The following is a 15,926-nucleotide window of genomic DNA, read 5'->3' as shown; positions in this document are numbered from 1 at the left end:
TCTTCATATTACAGCATATTTTTATGGAAATAGAAACATACTTATTTTAGGAAATCTATATACCATCTAATAATATTTAAAAGACCATCGGTAATTTTTGTCCAATGGTCTTTTTATCCTTTTTATATGCAAAGAATAAATTTATTTATGATACGGTTCATCATAACTATTCTAAATAAGCTTATTTTTTATTATTTTCATAATTAAATTTAACAAAAAAGGTAGTGCCTTCCGATCCTGTTTGAATTTCTATTTTTGCATTATGGCGGGCAGCAATGGCATAACATACACCTAACCCCAATCCAGTTCCATTATGTTTGGTCGTGTAAAATGGCGTACCCAGTTTCTCTAATACTTCAGGCCTGATACCTTTTCCTTGATCCCGCACTGCAAGCACCACACAATTTTGACCTTCCTTGTAGGTGCTAATGGTTAGAACTTTCCCTGTACTCATCGCTTCTAAGCCATTACGATATAGATTCATTAATAATTGCCGTATCTCATTACGATTTAAAAGTAATTCCGGAATGTCATTTGTATCGACTTGAATATATTTATTTTGATTATACGTATCAATCTTTATTAACGGAATAATATCGCGGATAATTGAATTTAAATCTAACATCTGCAAATCCAATTTCCTTGTATTACCCATTGAGAGAAATTCAGTAATAATAGAATTGGCACGGTTAAGTTCTTCAATCATTAAATGAAAGTACTTATTATGTTTCTCATAGGTATTCTCTTCTTTTAATAACTGCAAAAATCCTAGTACCGTTGTCATTGGATTTCTAATTTCATGGCTGATACCTGCTGCCATTTGCCCTATTAAATCAATGTTAGATAATCTTTTCAATTCCTGTTCATATTTCTTTTTTTCCGTTATGTTTTTAAAAATACAACAAATACCATCATCATACGGGTATGCAATAACTTCGTGCCAATATTCATCTGCAGTAGAAAGAAATTCGAAATGAACTGTAGTTCGTTCTGACATCGCACGATGAAATTCCTTATACATAACTGTGTCGATATCACTCGGGAAAACATCCCATATATTCTTTCCTAATACATCTTTTGCTGTTTTTCTTTGCGGAAAATATTGGTGCTTATTTACGTACGTAAATTCCCATTTATTATTTAAAGTAAAGAATCCATCCGTAATACATTCAATCACACTTGTAACTTTTTCATTAGCAGCAGCTAGCTCTCCCGTTCGCTCTTCCACTATACTTTCTAGTTTATCCATATATAACAAATTTGAAAACGTAGGGGCTGTGGCATCAACGATAGATTTTGCTAGTTGAATTTGAGAATTATCGTAATTGTGAGCTTTTCCTTCTTTCCGAACGACGATTACCCCTAATACTTCTCCCATTGAAATCAATGGGATCATCAATAAATCCTTACTATCTATATTTTTTGTTTGAATAACTTCTTGGATCTTGGCTTCATAGCTTTTCTCTGTCCAATCAGCTTCTGTCCAATCACAGCCCTTACTTAATTTCGTTGTTTTAATCGTTGTTTTGTCTAGCGGATCTAGAAGATGGGCAGTCATATTTTTACTCTCTAAAATCTGTTCTAAGTAAAAAAAGCATTTATCAAAACTCTCCTGTATCGAGGAACACATTGATAAATCACGGGTAACATTTAATAACAGCTGCTTCTCAACAATAAGGTCTTCCTTTTGTGTTAAATTATTTGCGTTTTGAATTGCGACCGCGGCCATATTTACATAAGCTTCAACACTTTGAATTTCTGAATCTGTTAAGTTCATCGGAATCCCATAATCAAATAAAAAAACCAGACCAAATAACTCTTGCCTAAATGAGATAGGCAGAGCTAATAAGGACTTAATTTTAAACGCATCAACTGGTCTCGGATCTGGTCGATGATCCTTTGAGGTATCAGGAATATAGATGGTTTTTTTCGTTTCAATAACTTCTTTTGCCAGTAAGTCTATTTCAGGATCCACTACCTGAGTATCGAGTGTTACGCCATTTATGGTCTCTGGTTTTCCTGCAAATCCTCTAAATGTTCCATCTTCCTGGGGTAAATAAATTCCAACAGCATCGCACCTAACAATCTCCTCTGATATCGCCATTGTCACACGCTGCAATACTTCACGTAGTTCTAATTTCGTATTTATTATTTTTGTTATATTCGCGAGCCTAGAATATCTCGTCTGATCACTTACCATTCACATAGCCTCCAGTTATAGGCATAATAAAATAAATATGATAATATCAGCGTCTTACCTTTGTTTTACATAGAATATTTTACTTATGATACGGTTCCCCACGATTAATCCGAAACGCTCTATACACTTGCTCAAGCAACACTAATCGCATTAATTGGTGTGGTAACGTCATCTTTGAAAAAGAAAGTGATTCGTTTGAACGCTTCATTACTTCTGAACTTAGTCCGAGTGATCCACCAATTACAAATGCGACTTTACTCTTTCCATATGTAGCAAGGCGATCTAGACTGACCGCAAATTCTTCTGATGACTTTTGCTTTCCTTCTATAGCTAATGCAATCACATGCGTGTCATCAGAAATCTTATCCAGTATACGTATACCTTCTTTTTCCTTTACAATTAACATTTCTGCTTCACTTAAATTTTCTGGTGCCTTTTCATCTGGCAATTCAATTACTTCTACTTTTGCGTATGCTGATAATCGTTTTAAGTATTCTGCTATACCTTGTTTCAAATATTTTTCTTTTAATTTCCCAATTGAAATAATCGAGATATTCACACGTATCCTCCACCTTACAAACATGTTATCCACAAAACTTATCCACATATCCACAAACACTACCCACATATTGTGTGAGAATCTGTGTTCGATACAACATATGTCGCCTCATTTTGACAAAATTCACATGTTTTTTTCTCTTTTTCTGAGTTATCCACACTGTTGATAACCGGTGCAACTTCACACTCATCCACAATAATATCTAACGCTAATTCAACATGTTCTAAACAACAAGGTAAATTCATTTTCTTCACCTCACTTTTCTACAATAGAAAACAGGAGGTAGGCCCTCCTGTTTTTAATACTTTTGAATGCCTAATTTCACTGTTGTTGTTACTCTTTTTGTACCACGATAAAACGTAAGAGTCATTTTATCATTAATTTCCTTATCATATAAGGCCGTGCGGAATCCAATAATATCGCGAATCGGTTTTCCATCTACTGCCACAATAACATCATGTTCTCTTAAACCAGCATCCGCGCCTGGCGAAGGACTTTTCACATCCAAAATACAAACTCCTTCTGTTACAGTACCTGGTAAATGTAATGTTTTTGACCAATAATAGTTTGGAATTTCATTTAATGACCTAAGTTCAATCCCAACATACGGTCTTCTTACTTTTCCATACTTCTCAAGTTCATTCATAATCGGAACAGCCCTAGTCACTGGAATAGCCAGTCCGATTCCTTCTACTTCTTTTGCAGCAATTTTCATTGAATTAATACCAATTAATTGTCCTGCTGCATTTACAAGCGCACCGCCACTATTCCCTGGGTTAATCGCCGCATCTGTTTGTAACACTTCTACTTGCCAATCATAATGTCCATCTTGATCTAAATCTACAGGGACAATACGTTCATTAGCTGAAATAATACCTTGCGTAACAGTTCCAGAGAATTGCAGTCCAAGTGGATTTCCAATCGCAATAACTGGCTCTCCTCTGCGAACAGTATTAGAATCGCCAATTTCAATTATTTTTTTCACATGCTTTGCATCTATTTCTAATACAGCTAAATCTGTGACTACATCGGTTCCTAATACTTTTCCAGGAACCTTCTTACCGTCACTTAGACTTACTTCAATACGATTCGCTCCAGCTACAACATGATTATTCGTTACAATATAAGCTTGACCATCTGTCTTTTTATAAATTACTCCTGATCCTGTACCAGCCTCTGAATCTGCCTCTGAAAAGTTATCTCGTTGAATGTTAATAACACCCACAACAGCTTCAGATGCACGATCAACAGCATCTACAAAGCTAATCTGTTTAATTCCTTGAGCTTCGGCCATATTACTTCCGCTTGCTTCAGCTTGCGGAAGCGTATCAGCAGAATTTGAAAATAAAGGAGCTCCAAACGCAAATAAAGAAGCTCCTACAATTGTTCCCGCTATACTAGAAAGAACTATACCTTTATGCTTCTTTTTTCCTGCACGTTTCATACGATAATTTTCTTCATCAATAAAGGACATATTTGTTCACCCATCTTCCTGAAAACAACTATATTCACCTTTATTGTTTACTAAAATGAAGAATTATACGTATTGAATTTTTGTAGGCATTTTTGGATCTGTATCGTGAATTTCAAAGGATTCACCCACTCCAAATCCTTTTTCCTCTAGTACTTGTGATACTGACATACGAGCTAGTTCTTTCATGTTATTATCTAAGCTTAAATGGGCTAAATAAATATGCTTTGTCTCATCTGTAATTACATCTGCCATCGCTAATGCAGCATCCTCATTACAAACATGCCCAACGTCGCTTAAAATGCGTCGTTTAATGCTCCATGGGTAACGTCCCATACGAAGCATTTCCACATCATGATTACTTTCAAATACGAAAGCATTAGCTCCCTTAATAACGCCCTTCATACGGTCACTTACGTATCCCGTATCTGTAATAAGCGCTAATTTCCTATTATTATTATGGAAAGCATAAAACATCGGTTCAGCCGCATCATGAGAAACTCCAAATGATTCGACTTCAATATCACCAAATGTTTTCAAATCCCCAACTGAGAAAATGAATTTTTGCTCAGTTGGGATATTTCCTATTAAATGTTCCATTGCATTCCATGTTTTCTCATTCGCATAAACGGGTAAATCATATTTTCGCGCCAATACACCTAACCCTTTAATATGATCACTATGCTCATGTGTTACAAGAATACCTGATACATCATTTATATTCAGTTCTGCTTGTTTAAATAAAGCCTCTGTCGCTTTACCACTTAAACCTGCATCGACTAGTAATTTTTTTTCATCGGTTCCTACGTATAGCATATTTCCTGTACTTCCACTTGCAAGTACGCTAAAATGCAACCCCATTATTTCTCACTCCAGTATGTTCATCAACCACTTGATTTTCCTTTTCCCCTAATTCCATAACTTGTCCTTCAATTGCATTCACAAAGAAGTCCTGCTTTTGCTCCGTTTTTAAATTCCACGTTGGAGCAAGTACTTGGTTATTAGAAGTAGATGCGGTAAGAGTGGCATAACCAATTTGCGCTTCTTTAACATGTGTATTTCCATGAATTTTATTTTTTAAATACAAATTTTCTAAAGCTGTTTGAGCCGTAATAATTTCTTGCTCTTTCGTTTTTTCACCTTCGCCCATTTCTTTTAAATCAGTTAGCATTGTCTGCGTATATGAAACAAGTTCATTTTTTTCATTTAATTCCACAACAATCATCGCCTGATTATTATAGAAAATAGGCTTATCTTTATATTTTTGGAAGAAATAAATTTTAGAGTCTTTCACCGCTCCAAATTCATACTTTTGTCCATCCAATACATAGTTCTTCAAAAATTCATTATACTTATCTTTTGATAATGATTTCGTATTTAAAAAAGGCTCTTTTAGCTTACTTTCTATCGTGTACATATTTTGTATATGCGCCGTTTGATTTTTCAAAGACTGTATATCATCTTCTTTAAAGGCTTTATTTTCCGCTCTAATAAATGACTCTTTCTTCGGTTCCTTAGGGATATTCCCTATAGTAATTTTATTTGCTTTTAATTCTTGATCTATCTTTGTTTCTGCAATAAGCTCCAATTGATTACTATCTTGCTTTTGAATGAATTGAAAAATGAGAAAGAGGTCCAAAACAAAAAAGGTCACAATAAATATGGTTTTAATTCGATCCCAATCCATTTAGTCCTCCCTCACTCCACTCATAGATTTGCTGTTTACCCGTTTCACCTTCAACAAGCTTTACATACCAAATTGGTTGTAGTCGAACTACTTGCCCATCTAGTGATAACTTGTATCCAATACCAATATCCTTAATTACTTGTTTCTTTATCTCTGGATTATTTTCTAGGGATGCTATTACAACATGCCCTGACGGAAGAGTAACTTTCTGTTCTATGCCTTTAGTATTTAAAGACAGCAACGGTCTTTCATATTCCATTACTTCTTCTGATCCCCATTTTTGTCTCAATTCAGCTAATCCATCTGTATTGAATACGGAATATCCATCTTCATGTAAGCGAAATACTGTCTCTCCTTTATTCATATAGTCCAAACGATATGAATCCAAACTTCCACTGTGACCACTTACAAATTCAAAGCTTTTTTGTAACAGCATTAAATTATCTATCGTTTTCTCAGTTAAGACAGAAGAGTTTTTATACTTTAGCATGTGACGATCGTTTTCAATTTCCATGGATCTAATACCATCTGTAAATGTTTCTTTCGATATCTCAGTAATCGGACTTAAATAACGAGGATCACTAAACAGAGCATTCTTAAACGTATCAACTGCTAAATTAGATGAAATATATGTTATATTGTTTAACTCTGTCGTGCCATCTGGTAAAAATAACTTTTTCATATCATTGATTTGATAATCAAAATAGGGCTTTGCTGATACTATAAATTGATTTTGAGCATTTACAATATCTTTTAAATACACACCACTTAATTTTGCCTCATATATTTTAAAGTTATCACCATCAGAAACAAAGTTAATTTTAATTTCTTGATCCTTACTCCCAGAAGGATCAAGGAGAATACGATTAAAATGTTTAGGCTTATCTGTACTTTTCTCTTTCATGTTAAACATAGATTTAACTGCATCAAATGGGATATCAGTAGGGAAAACAAATTCAATTTTCCCTTCACCATGCACATAGGATAGGAAATCACCCTTAGTGATTGATATCTCTCTAAACTCATGTAGTTCCCCTACTTCCAAAGGCTTATAGATTGATTCTATATCTGCCTCTCTTCTGCTCCCATAATGATTTTTATCTTTATGCACGATGATAGAAGTAGGACGGACAACATCGGAAATTTTAGTTTGATTCGTTCCTTCATTGCCCTGTACAAATTTTGCATTTTGCATGGATGTAGAATCTGGCACATACGTCCATAGGTTAAAAGTAAGAAACAGGCTAATTACAACTAGGTTAATTAAAACTATTGTTTTAAAGTTTTCCATACTCATTCCCAATCGTCCTCTTCATCTGCTGCCATTGGTAACGTGAAATAAATAGTTGTCCCTTTTCCTTCTTCACTCTTCGCCCAAATAGAGCCACCATGTGCCTCGATCATTTCTTTTGCAATTGCTAATCCAAGTCCCGTACCACCCATTTGTCTTGAACGAGCTTTATCTACGCGATAAAAACGTTCAAAGATTTTATCAACGTTTTCTTTTGGAATACCCATTCCTTGGTCACTTACGCTAATTTCTAATAAATCACCGCGATCACGTAAGCGATATGTTACTGTTCCACCTTCTGGTGAATACTTTAATGCGTTAGAAATAATGTTATACAGCACTTGAGTAATTTTGTCAGTATCCATATCAATAAACCTAGACTTCTTAGAGAAAGATCGTTTGAAACTTACATTTTGTTCTTTAGACATTTCAAAGCGATCAATAATATTATTAAAGAAATCAGTAAAGTCGACCCATTCTTTCATTAAACGGTGCTCTGTACTATCAAGTTTAGATAGCTGTAACAACGCATTTACAAGTCTAATCATTCTTTCTGTTTCTTCTTGTGTAACCGTTAAAAATTGTGGTGCAATATTCGGATCCTGCCATGCTCCATCTGTAAGTGCCTCTAAATAACTGCGCATTGTCGTTAATGGCGTCCTTAATTCATGAGAGACATTCGCCACAAACTCACGGCGTTCCCTTTCTATACGCTCCTGCTCTGTTACATCATATAATACGGCAATTAAACCATTTGCCTTCCCTGTTTCTTTTTGAATAACAGAGAAACTAGCACGTAAAATATATGGTTCATTTCTCGTACTAAAATCTAATAAAACAGAATCTGGCTCTTCATATAAATGATCGAGCGTAAATTCTTCCTGTATCCCTAATACCTCTAAAACAGATTGATCGAGCGCTGTTTCACGAGAAACATTTAACATTTTTTCCGCAGGGTCATTTAGTAAAATAATATCCCCTTTTCGGTCAGTAGCAATTACTCCATCTGTCATATGAGATAAAACAGATGATAGTTTACGCCTTTCACTTTCTGTAGAAGAACGAGCTTGTTGTAATTTTTTTGATAAATTATTGAAGGATAATGCCAGTTGTCCAATTTCATCATGGCTATGCACCTTTACTTTTCTCGAATAATTTCCTTTTGCCATTTCGATTGCTTGTCTCCGCATATCTGAAATTGGTCTTGTAATTGTTTGAGCCAATAAAATCCCAAGTACGGCCGTTACTAATAAGGCAATTACTGTTCCCGTAGCAAAAATTTGATTTATATCCTTCATTTGTTTATATACATCTTCCATAGATGCAACGATGTATATAACACCAAGCGCATCCTTGCCATTATCATCTAGAATCGGAGTAAGCATAACTTGAACACGATGGCCTGTACTACCATCCTTCTCAATTTTCACTTCTGGCTTTTTTTGCACCAACACTCGCTGAACAGCTATATCAGTTGATGTTCTATTCACCTTATTCTGCTTTGATTCATCTGAAATAGCCAGTAACTTTCTATGCGAATCAAATACACTTACCTCTTGTATAACTTTTTTTTGATCAGAGGCAAACTTTCGAATAGAAGTTTTAATCGTTTCATCTGTTGACTCTGTTTCTGCTTTTGTATAACTTTTTTTAAATTCTTGTTTCAAGTTATATGATAATAAGTTTGTTTGCTGCGTTAAAGAATCCCTAAAACCTTGTACTAGGCTCTTCTCTAATTCCCTTACAAAATATACCCCAATAACTTGCATCGCTATTAATATTAATAGCATATATATAAGCACAAATTTTAAATGAATAGATTGAAAAAAACCAACTTTCTTCATATACTATTCCTGCTCTGGGTCACGCAAGTAATACCCTACTCCACGTCTAGTTACAATTAAAGTAGGATGGCTTGGATTATCTTCAATTTTTTCACGCAAACGACGTACTGTTACGTCTACTGTGCGCACATCTCCAAAATAGTCATAACCCCAAACTGTTTGTAATAAATGTTCGCGTGTCATAACTTGTCCTAAGTGTTTCGCTAAATAATGTAGCAACTCAAATTCACGATGTGTAAGCTCGATATTTTCCTCGCGCTTCGTTACACTATATGCATTTGGATTAATAACAATTGGTCCAATAACCATTTCTGTATTTTCTTCTTTTTCTGCAGCACCACCTTGTTGGTGACGGCGTAAATTCGCCTTCACACGAGCAAGTAATTCTCTCGTGCTAAATGGCTTCGTTACATAATCATCTGCCCCAAGCTCAAGCCCTAATACTTTATCAATCTCAGAGTCCTTTGCTGTAAGCATAATAATCGGCATTTCTGAACTTTTACGTATTTCACGACAAACCTCTAAGCCATCTTTACCTGGTAGCATAATATCTAATAAAACCATATCTGGTTGTTCTTCATTAGCTTTTTCAATTGCTTCATCACCATCATGCGCCATTACTATTTCAAAACCTTCTTTTTCTAGGTTAAACTTCAAAATATCTGCAATCGGCTTTTCATCATCAACTACTAAAATTTTCTTTCCCATCATCGTCTATTTCCTCCTTATAAAAATATGGTCAATAATCCCTAAACATATTGATGTTTACATAGTATGTCCTATATGACCGCATCCTTTGTTTAAGTATTTTCTCCTCTATTCTCATAGACTCATGTATGATCCACTTTTACACGGAATCCTATACGATCTATAGAAAAACCTCTAGCTTCAACTGCTAGAGGCTCCTCGTTCTATTTTAAAATAACTACTCAGTTTTGTAAAATTACATAAATAAAAAGGATATTAAGTGGGCCCACTTAATATCCTGAGAGTGGCTCGGGACGGAATCGAACCGCCGACACGAGGATTTTCAGTCCTCTGCTCTACCGACTGAGCTACCGAGCCAAAACTATATATAAAACCACTAATGGTGGTATAAACAAAAGTGGCGGTCCCGACCGGGGTCGAACCGGCGATCTCCTGCGTGACAGGCAGGCATGTTAACCACTACACCACGGGACCAAAAATAAGCATAAAAAAACATGACCCGTACGGGATTCGAACCCGTGTTACCGCCGTGAAAGGGCGGTGTCTTAACCACTTGACCAACGGGCCACGAAAAATAAAATGGTGAGCCATGAAGGATTCGAACCTTCGACCCTCTGATTAAAAGTCAGATGCTCTACCAACTGAGCTAATGGCTCATACTCACCAACGTCATATTTTCGTGACGACAAGATGTATCATAACATGTATTCTGTATTCTTCGCAATACTTTTTTTCATTTTTTTATAAAAGATAAGAAAAAACTCATGCGGACATGAGTTTTTTCTTAAAATATCAATTAAGCTTCGTATACATTACGAACAATATTCGTTTGGTTACGATCTGGTCCAACTGAGAACATAGATAATTGAATTCCTGTTAACTCAGAAACACGTTCTACGTATTTTCGTGCATTTTCAGGAAGCTCGTCTAATGATTTTACACCAGTAATATCTTCTGTCCAACCTGGAAGCTCTTCATATACAGGCTCACATTTCGCTAAAATGTTTAAGTTTGCTGGAACTTCATCGATAACTTCGCCATTGTATTTGTAAGCAACACAAATTTTAAGAGTTGGAATATCTGTTAAAACGTCGATAGAATTTAATGATAGATCCGTTAAACCACTAACACGACGCGCATGTCTTACAACAACGCTATCGAACCAACCTACGCGGCGCGGACGACCAGTTGTTGTTCCGTACTCACGACCAACTTCACGAATTTGATGACCAATTTCATCATTAAGTTCAGTAGGGAATGGACCGTCACCAACACGGCTTGTATATGCTTTACATACACCTACAACGCGAGTAACTTTCGCAGGACCAACTCCAGTTCCAACTGTTACACCACCCGCAATCGGGTTAGAAGATGTAACGAATGGGTACGTACCGTGGTCAATATCAAGCATAACACCTTGTGCACCTTCAAATAATACACGGTGATTGTTATCTAGTGCATCATTTAATACAACAGATGTGTCGCATACATATTGTGCGATTTGTTGTCCATATTCGAAGTACTCTTCAAAGATTTCTTCTACACTGAAACCTTCTGTATCGTACATTTTTTCAAACAAACGATTTTTCTCTACTAAATTGCGCTCAAGCTTCTCTTTAAATGCTTCACGATCTAAAAGATCAGCCATACGGATACCAATACGAGCAGCTTTATCCATATATGCAGGACCGATACCTTTTTTCGTTGTACCGATTTTGTTATCACCTTTACTAGCCTCTTCTAACTCATCTTGTTTTAAGTGATAAGGTAAAATAACGTGTGCACGGTTACTTACACGTAAATTATCAGTACTTACACCACGGTCGTGTAAGTATTTTAACTCTTCAAGTAATGCTTTCGGATCTACTACTAAGCCATTTCCGATTACACAAATTTTCTCTTTATAGAAAATACCAGATGGAATTAAGTGTAACTTATATTTAACTCCGCCGAAAACAATTGTATGTCCCGCGTTATTTCCACCTTGATATCTTGCAACTACTTCCGCATGCTCAGAAAGAAAATCAGTGATTTTACCTTTTCCTTCGTCGCCCCATTGTGTTCCTACAACTACTACTGAAGACATTATTAAAGCACCTCCGCAATTTTCAAACGATCTATTCAAACAATATAATTGTACCAAAACCGAAAAAGAAGTCAACCAAAAAGCGAACATTTTTTTATTAAAAATCATTTTCGTTCGTAAGAATTATGTTTTCACCTTATGAAAGCCTTATCTTTACACCATAAAAAAAGAAACACATCTTATTATAAGAAATGTGTTTCTTTTTTATACTGCCTTTATGCCCCATCCTCAAAGCGTCGTTCTAAGTTAACGAACTTATTGAACTCTTTGACGAATGCAAGTTCCACTGAACCTACTGGACCGTTACGTTGCTTTGCAATGATAATTTCAATCGTATTTTTATTTTCCGTTTCACGGTCATAGTAATCTTCACGATATAGGAAAGCTACAATATCAGCATCCTGCTCAATACTTCCAGATTCACGAATATCAGACATCATCGGGCGTTTATCCTGACGAGATTCTACACCACGAGATAACTGTGATAAGGCAATAACAGGCACTTGCAATTCACGTGCAATCCCTTTTAAAGTACGAGAAATCTCAGATACTTCCTGCTGACGGTTCTCACCTGATTTCCCACTTCCTTGAATAAGCTGTAAGTAGTCAATTAAAACCATTCCAAGACCTTGTTCTTGCTTTAGTCTACGACATTTTGCTCGAATCTCATTTACCTTAATTCCCGGTGTATCATCAATATATATACCGGCATTTGAAAGACTCCCCATCGCCATTGTTAATTTCGCCCAATCATCAGAAGTTAGTGACCCGGTACGAAGTCTTTGCGCATCGATATTTCCTTCTGCACAAAGCATACGCATAACAAGCTGATCGGAGCCCATCTCCAAGCTAAAAATCGCTACATTTTCATCCGTTTTCGTCGCTACGTTTTGTGCGATATTTAATGAAAATGCAGTTTTCCCTACTGACGGACGTGCTGCTACAATGATTAAATCATTTCGCTGGAAACCTGCCGTCATCTTATCTAATTCAGTAAATCCAGTTGGTATCCCAGTAACTTCACCTTTTTGATTATGCAAAAGTTCAATTTTATCATAAGCATCCACAAGAACATCTTTAATATTTTGAAATGCTTTTGCATTCGTTTGATGGGATACTTCTAATATTTTTTTCTCGGCCTCATTTAAAAGGCCGTCCACGTCATCTTCTCTCTCGTATCCATCCGACACTATATGAGTCGCTGTTCGAATTAAACGGCGTAAAAGTGCCTTTTCAGCAATGATACGTGCATAATATTCAACGTTAGCAGCTGTTGGAACAACTTCTGCTAACTCTGCTAGATAAGACACTCCACCAACTTCTTCTAGTAATCCTTGATCAGCCATCGCTGATGTCATTATTACTAAGTCGATCGGTTCTCCTTTATCAGATAATCCAAGCATGACCTCAAAAATCTTTTGATGTTTCGTTCGATAGAATGAATCAGGTACCAATAACTCCGATGCTGACGTTAACGCATCTTGATCAATTAATATGGCACCTAAAACCGCCTGCTCGGCCTCTATATTATGCGGAGGGGTACGATCAGCAAGTACATCACTCATACGCAATCCTCCTTGCTTAATTTATTTTTATTGTTCACTAACATGAACTTTTACTGTCGCTGTTACTTGCGGATGCAATTTCACTGTTACATTTGTGTAGCCTAATGCACGAATTGCATCATCCATTTCAAATTTACGTTTATCAAGTTTAATTTTATGTGATTTTTGCATCGCATCTACGATTTGTTTGCTCGTAATAGAACCGAATAAACGGCCACCTTCTCCAGATTTCGCCTTTAATTCTACAGTTAATTTCTCTAAAGTCTCTTTTAACTCTTTTGCATTTTCAAGCTCTGCTGCTGCATCTTTTTCTTCTTTACGCTTTTGAGCTTCTAAAGTTTTCATACTGCTATTTGTTGCTTCAGCAGCTAATCCTTGTTTTAGTAAGAAGTTATTTGCATAGCCATCCGGTACGTTTTTTATTTCTCCTTTTTTACCTTTACCTTTTACGTCTTTTAGAAAAATTACTTTCATGATTGTGTGCCTCCCTGTAAATAGTCATCAATAACAAATCGAAGCTTCTCCTCAGCTTCATCTACTGTAACATTTTTCATTTGTGTGGCTGCATTAGTCAAATGCCCGCCACCGCCTAAGTTTTCCATAATTAGCTGCACATTCACTTCACCTAAAGACCTGCTGCTAATTCCAATGAGATTCTCACCACGTTTCGCAACAACAAATGATGCAATAATCCCTGTCATCGTTAATAACGTGTCTGCCGATTGCGCAATAAGCACTTGATCGTAGTAATCATCACTATCAACTTTAGCAATCGCAATTCCATTTTTATAAATGTACGCATTTTTTATAGCTTTTGCAACCCGTAAATACTGATCCATATCTTCCTTTAAAAGTTCTTGTACAAGCACAGTATCTGCACCATGTGAGCGTAAATAAGAAGCAGCATCAAATGTACGAGCCCCTGTCCGGAATGTGAAACTTTTCGTGTCGACAATAATACCTGCTAACAATGCCGTCGCTTCTAGCATTGTCATCTTTAAATTTTTAGGTTGATACTCAAGTAATTCTGTAACCAATTCTGCCGTTGAAGAAGCATATGGTTCCATATAAACTAGCAATGGGTCTTCAATAAAATCTTCCCCACGACGATGATGATCAATAACTACTACATTTTCAATTTTATGTAACAGTTTTTGCTCCATCACCATAGAAGGTTTATGCGTATCAACAACAACAAGTAACGACTCATCATTTGCAAATTCCATCGCTTGCTCTGGAGTAATAAAATGAGACCATAACTCCTCATTTTGTTTCACTTTGTCCATCAAGCGTTTAATTCCCTTATCAGAATCATTTTCATCTAATACAATATATCCTTTACGCTCGTTTAATTGAGCCACTTTTAAAATACCAATCGCAGCACCAATTGCGTCCATATCAGGAGCCCTATGCCCCATGATAATGACATTACTACTTTCTAATACTAAATCCTTTAACGCATGCGAAATGACCCTAGCACGTACACGGGTACGCTTTTCAACCGGATTTGTCTTACCTCCATAGAACTTAACTTTACCTGTCGCTTGTTTAATAGCTACTTGGTCTCCCCCGCGCCCAAGCGCAAGGTCTAAACCAGATTGAGCCATTGCCCCAAGCTCTGACAAAGGTAAATCACCTGATCCGACACCTACACTTAATGTAAGTGGTATATTCCTTTTAGACGTTTCTTCACGCACCTGATCTAAAATACTAAATTTCCCTTTCTCCATCTGCGTCAGAATACTTTCATTTAGCACAACGAAGAATCTTTCTGAAGATGCACGTTTTAAATACGCACCATACTTAAGTGCCCATTCATTTAGTCGCGATGTCACAAGACTTGTTATATTCGTACGTAATTGATCATCTAATCCTTGTGTAACTTCATCATAATTATCCAAATAAATTACAGCTAAAACAGTGCGTTGATCCTCATACATCTTTTCGATTTCCGTTTGTTCCGTTACATCAAAGAAATAAATTAACTTTTCTTCTTTCCTTACAAAAACACGAAACTTTCGATTATTTAAAGAGACTATATCATCAGAAGTTTCTCCTTTAATGAAAAGAAGTAATGTTTCTGATACATCGTAAAGGTGCCATCCAGCTAACGCATGCTGTCCCAGGCATGAAGATAAATAAGGATTTGCCCAATCAATCCCGTAATCCTTATTGTATAACAAAATACCAATCGGCATTTGGTTAAATGCTTCATTACTGACTTTCTTTACCCTCGTAATCATATCTGTCGTATGCTTTTCGAAATTCCTTTGAAAATTAAGTTCAAATCGTATAACGATAAAGAACACGATACAAAAAATGATAAAAGCAGCTATCCCCATAATTAAATGAAAATAACAGAGAATTGAAATGAGCACAAACACAAAAAATGCCAATACATAAACAGGATATAAAAACCACTGTTTCTTATCAAATTCAGGCATGTATACAACTCCTATAAAGTAAAACTAACTCACCTTCCAGTTAGTTAAACAGATTAAAATAGTATAAGGAA

13 protein-coding genes and 4 tRNA genes are annotated in these 15,926 nt (G+C 36.0%); all 17 read right to left on the bottom strand.

Going from position 1 to position 15,926, the window contains the following annotated elements:
- Window positions 1–181: 181 nt before the first annotated feature.
- Entirely contained in the window at window positions 182–2,200 is a 2,019-nt protein-coding gene (locus tag ACS2FK_RS09330; protein ID WP_063549233.1) for a GAF domain-containing sensor histidine kinase, read from the bottom strand.
- 79 nt (window positions 2,201–2,279) lie between these two features.
- Complete coding sequence (gene rlmH / locus ACS2FK_RS09325) at window positions 2,280–2,759, bottom strand: 23S rRNA (pseudouridine(1915)-N(3))-methyltransferase RlmH (protein WP_001027003.1); 480 nt, start codon at window positions 2,757–2,759, stop codon at window positions 2,280–2,282.
- A 59-nt stretch (window positions 2,760–2,818) separates the two neighbouring features.
- Window positions 2,819–3,004, bottom strand: coding sequence for a CxxH/CxxC protein (locus ACS2FK_RS09320; RefSeq protein ID WP_001052833.1), 186 nt, complete (start codon window positions 3,002–3,004; stop codon window positions 2,819–2,821).
- Between the two features lie 53 nt (window positions 3,005–3,057).
- Window positions 3,058–4,233 carry a S1C family serine protease gene (locus ACS2FK_RS09315; protein ID WP_000008031.1) on the bottom strand — a complete coding sequence of 392 codons (1,176 nt, stop codon included), beginning with the start codon at window positions 4,231–4,233 and terminating at the stop codon, window positions 3,058–3,060.
- A gap of 63 nt (window positions 4,234–4,296) precedes the next feature.
- Complete coding sequence (locus ACS2FK_RS09310; RefSeq protein ID WP_000522834.1) at window positions 4,297–5,091, bottom strand: MBL fold metallo-hydrolase; 795 nt, start codon at window positions 5,089–5,091, stop codon at window positions 4,297–4,299.
- Window positions 5,075–5,917, bottom strand: a complete 843-nt coding sequence (locus tag ACS2FK_RS09305; protein ID WP_000383720.1) for a two-component system regulatory protein YycI — start codon at window positions 5,915–5,917, stop codon at window positions 5,075–5,077. The genes ACS2FK_RS09310 and ACS2FK_RS09305 overlap by 17 nt, the downstream gene beginning before the upstream one ends.
- Window positions 5,898–7,214, bottom strand: a complete 1,317-nt coding sequence (locus ACS2FK_RS09300) for a YycH family regulatory protein (protein WP_063549235.1) — start codon at window positions 7,212–7,214, stop codon at window positions 5,898–5,900. Before ACS2FK_RS09300 ends, ACS2FK_RS09305 begins: the two co-directional genes overlap by 20 nt.
- Window positions 7,211–9,052, bottom strand: a complete 1,842-nt coding sequence (gene walK, locus ACS2FK_RS09295; protein ID WP_000755367.1) for a cell wall metabolism sensor histidine kinase WalK — start codon at window positions 9,050–9,052, stop codon at window positions 7,211–7,213. Before walK ends, ACS2FK_RS09300 begins: the two co-directional genes overlap by 4 nt.
- Window positions 9,053–9,055: 3 nt before the next feature.
- Window positions 9,056–9,763, bottom strand: a complete 708-nt coding sequence (gene walR, locus ACS2FK_RS09290) for a cell wall metabolism DNA-binding response regulator WalR (RefSeq protein ID WP_000971865.1) — start codon at window positions 9,761–9,763, stop codon at window positions 9,056–9,058.
- 281 nt (window positions 9,764–10,044) lie between these two features.
- Window positions 10,045–10,117: transfer RNA gene (locus ACS2FK_RS09285), tRNA-Phe, on the bottom strand.
- Between the two features lie 41 nt (window positions 10,118–10,158).
- Window positions 10,159–10,234, bottom strand: a tRNA-Asp gene (locus ACS2FK_RS09280).
- A 21-nt stretch (window positions 10,235–10,255) separates the two neighbouring features.
- Window positions 10,256–10,327: transfer RNA gene (locus ACS2FK_RS09275), tRNA-Glu, on the bottom strand.
- A gap of 13 nt (window positions 10,328–10,340) precedes the next feature.
- Window positions 10,341–10,416, bottom strand: a tRNA-Lys gene (locus ACS2FK_RS09270).
- Window positions 10,417–10,556: 140 nt separating this feature from the next.
- A complete protein-coding gene (locus tag ACS2FK_RS09265) occupies window positions 10,557–11,846 on the bottom strand; it encodes an adenylosuccinate synthase (RefSeq protein WP_000100230.1) in 1,290 nt (429 codons plus the stop codon).
- A 215-nt stretch (window positions 11,847–12,061) separates the two neighbouring features.
- Window positions 12,062–13,411, bottom strand: a complete 1,350-nt coding sequence (gene dnaB, locus ACS2FK_RS09260) for a replicative DNA helicase (RefSeq protein WP_001286147.1) — start codon at window positions 13,409–13,411, stop codon at window positions 12,062–12,064.
- A 27-nt stretch (window positions 13,412–13,438) separates the two neighbouring features.
- Complete coding sequence (gene rplI / locus ACS2FK_RS09255; protein WP_000864223.1) at window positions 13,439–13,885, bottom strand: 50S ribosomal protein L9; 447 nt, start codon at window positions 13,883–13,885, stop codon at window positions 13,439–13,441.
- Window positions 13,882–15,855 carry a DHH family phosphoesterase gene (locus ACS2FK_RS09250; protein WP_001113779.1) on the bottom strand — a complete coding sequence of 658 codons (1,974 nt, stop codon included), beginning with the start codon at window positions 15,853–15,855 and terminating at the stop codon, window positions 13,882–13,884. Before ACS2FK_RS09250 ends, rplI begins: the two co-directional genes overlap by 4 nt.
- Window positions 15,856–15,926 lie beyond the last annotated feature (71 nt).

This window comes from Bacillus cereus group sp. BceL220, assembly GCF_051776965.1.
Lineage (GTDB): Bacteria > Bacillota > Bacilli > Bacillales > Bacillaceae_G > Bacillus_A > Bacillus_A cereus.
Note: the sequence above shows the minus strand (reverse complement) of the source record. Positions and strands in the feature narration are given on the sequence as shown.

Bases quoted from the DNA above. Each gene is read 5' to 3' on its own strand.
- ACS2FK_RS09330 (WP_063549233.1), bottom strand. From the start codon at position 2,200: ATGGTAAGTGATCAGACGAGATATTCTAGGCTCGCGAATATAACAAAA.
- ACS2FK_RS09320 (WP_001052833.1), bottom strand. From the start codon at position 3,004: ATGAATTTACCTTGTTGTTTAGAACATGTTGAATTAGCGTTAGATATT.
- ACS2FK_RS09315 (WP_000008031.1), bottom strand. From the start codon at position 4,233: ATGTCCTTTATTGATGAAGAAAATTATCGTATGAAACGTGCAGGAAAA.
- ACS2FK_RS09310 (WP_000522834.1), bottom strand. From the start codon at position 5,091: ATGGGGTTGCATTTTAGCGTACTTGCAAGTGGAAGTACAGGAAATATG.
- ACS2FK_RS09305 (WP_000383720.1), bottom strand. From the start codon at position 5,917: ATGGATTGGGATCGAATTAAAACCATATTTATTGTGACCTTTTTTGTT.
- ACS2FK_RS09300 (WP_063549235.1), bottom strand. From the start codon at position 7,214: ATGAGTATGGAAAACTTTAAAACAATAGTTTTAATTAACCTAGTTGTA.
- walK (WP_000755367.1), bottom strand. From the start codon at position 9,052: ATGAAGAAAGTTGGTTTTTTTCAATCTATTCATTTAAAATTTGTGCTT.
- walR (WP_000971865.1), bottom strand. From the start codon at position 9,763: ATGATGGGAAAGAAAATTTTAGTAGTTGATGATGAAAAGCCGATTGCA.
- ACS2FK_RS09265 (WP_000100230.1), bottom strand. From the start codon at position 11,846: ATGTCTTCAGTAGTAGTTGTAGGAACACAATGGGGCGACGAAGGAAAA.
- dnaB (WP_001286147.1), bottom strand. From the start codon at position 13,411: ATGAGTGATGTACTTGCTGATCGTACCCCTCCGCATAATATAGAGGCC.
- rplI (WP_000864223.1), bottom strand. From the start codon at position 13,885: ATGAAAGTAATTTTTCTAAAAGACGTAAAAGGTAAAGGTAAAAAAGGA.
- ACS2FK_RS09250 (WP_001113779.1), bottom strand. From the start codon at position 15,855: ATGCCTGAATTTGATAAGAAACAGTGGTTTTTATATCCTGTTTATGTA.